1 pseudogene and 1 CRISPR repeat array are annotated in these 1,865 nt (G+C 70.8%); the pseudogene reads left to right on the top strand.

Features of this window, described 5'->3' with window-relative positions:
• The first annotated feature begins 154 nt into the window (after positions 1 to 154).
• Positions 155 to 1,427: pseudogene (locus LLG88_07330) on the top strand (IS256 family transposase).
• A 91-nt stretch (positions 1,428 to 1,518) separates the two neighbouring features.
• A CRISPR array of direct repeats spans positions 1,519 to 1,852; the repeat unit is 29 nt; unit sequence CTGTTCCCCGCGCACGCGGGGATGAACCG.
• Positions 1,853 to 1,865: the final 13 nt, after the last annotated feature.

The following is a 1,865-nucleotide window of genomic DNA, read 5'->3' as shown; positions in this document are numbered from 1 at the left end:
GGTCGTGTCCCCGGTGATGGTGTAGCTCGCCGGTAGCGTCGCCGGCTGCCTGCGCGGATTATCGCGCTGGCAGGCAGGCGGCGACGCGGTGGTCATCGCGCGATCTTCGGCGATGGTCGGGTTTGCGAAAGCCAACCTGATCGGAGACCTCACGATGACCGACGAGATGATGGCCCTGCGCGGCCTTGTCGAGAAGACCCCCGACGCCGACCTGCTGCGGGAGATGATCGGCTTCGCCGCCGAGCGGCTGATGGAGCTGGAGGTGGGCGGCCTGACCGGCGCTGCTCTGGGCGAGAGAAGCCCGGATCGGCTGGTCCAGCGCAACGGCTACCGCGACCGGGACTGGGAGACCCGGGCGGGGACGGTCGAGCTGCGCATCCCGAGGCTGCGCCGTGGGTCGTATTTCCCCGGGTTCCTCGAGCCGCGTCGGATGGCCGAGAAGGCGCTGACCGCCGTGATTCAGGAGGCCTACATCCAGGGCGTCTCGACGCGCTCGGTCGACGACCTCGTGAAGGCGCTCGGGATGAGCGGCATCTCGAAGAGCCAGGTCTCCCGGCTTTGCGCCGAGATCGACGAGCGGGTCACGGCCTTCCTCGACCGGCCGATCGAGGGCGACTGGCCCTACCTCTGGATCGACGCGACCTACCTGAAGGTCCGCCAGAACGGCCGCCCTGCCGCTGCCGCGGCCTTCTCCGCCTGAAAACGCTCCACTGGAGCGTTTTCTCGCCTTCGGCGACCGGCTACGAAGCGTCTCGGTGGCGGTGATCGTCGCGGTCGGGGTCAACGCCGACGGCCGCCGTGAGGTGCTCGGCATGGACATCGGCCCGTCAGAGGCCGAGCCCTTCTGGACCGCCTTCCTCCGCAAGCTCGCCCGCCGCGGCCTGCGCGGCGTCAAGCTCGTCGTCTCCGACGCCCACGAGGGCATCCGCGCGGCGGTCTCGAAGATCCTCAACGCCACATGGCAGCGCTGCCGCGTCCACTTCATGCGGAACGCCCTCGCCCATGCCGGCAAGAGCGGACGGCGGGTGGTCTCCGCCTTCGTCGCCACCGCCTTCGCCCAGAACGACGCGACGAGCGCGAAGCAGCAGTGGCGCCGCGTCGCCGACCAGCTCCGCCCCAAGCTGCCGAAGCTCGCCACCCTGATGGACGAGGCCGAGGAGGACGTCCTCGCCTACATGACCTTCCCCCAGCAGCACCGCTCGAAACTGCACTCGACCAACCCGCTCGAACGGGTCAACGCCGAGATCAAGCGCCGGACCGAAGTCGTCGGCATCTTCCCGAACGAGGCCGCCATCACCCGCCTCGTCGGGGCCATCCTCCTCGAGCGGAACGACGAGTGGGCCGTCCAGCGCGCCCGCTACATGACCCTTGAGACGATCGCCCCTGTCGCCGATGATCCGATCATCGGCCTGCCTCTGGCAGACTGATCGGCCCGGCCTCGCCGGAGCTCGCGCTGGCCCCGCCAGCTACACCACGCCAAGGGACACGACCATGAGCCCGGCATGGTTACCGCTCGCCCTGTTCCCCGCGCACGCGGGGATGAACCGGCGGCGGGATCGACCGCCGCGCCGGCGGAGCCCTGTTCCCCGCGCACGCGGGGATGAACCGAGCGCGACGAGGATCGCGCCTGGCGCCTCGAGCTGTTCCCCGCGCACGCGGGGATGAACCGCCGGTGGACGCGCCGCCCCCTCCGGCAAACGACTGTTCCCCGCGCACGCGGGGATGAACCGCGCCACACCCACGCCGAGCGCGGGCACGACCTCTGTTCCCCGCGCACGCGGGGATGAACCGGCTGCCCCGGCCGCGGCGCACTGGTCCCGCAGCTGTTCCCCGCGCACGCGGGGATGAACCGCGCACGCTGACCG

The organism is bacterium (genome assembly GCA_021372775.1).
Classification (GTDB): domain Bacteria; phylum Acidobacteriota; class Polarisedimenticolia; order J045; family J045; genus JAJFTU01.
This window is presented reverse-complemented; position numbering and strand designations above follow the sequence as displayed.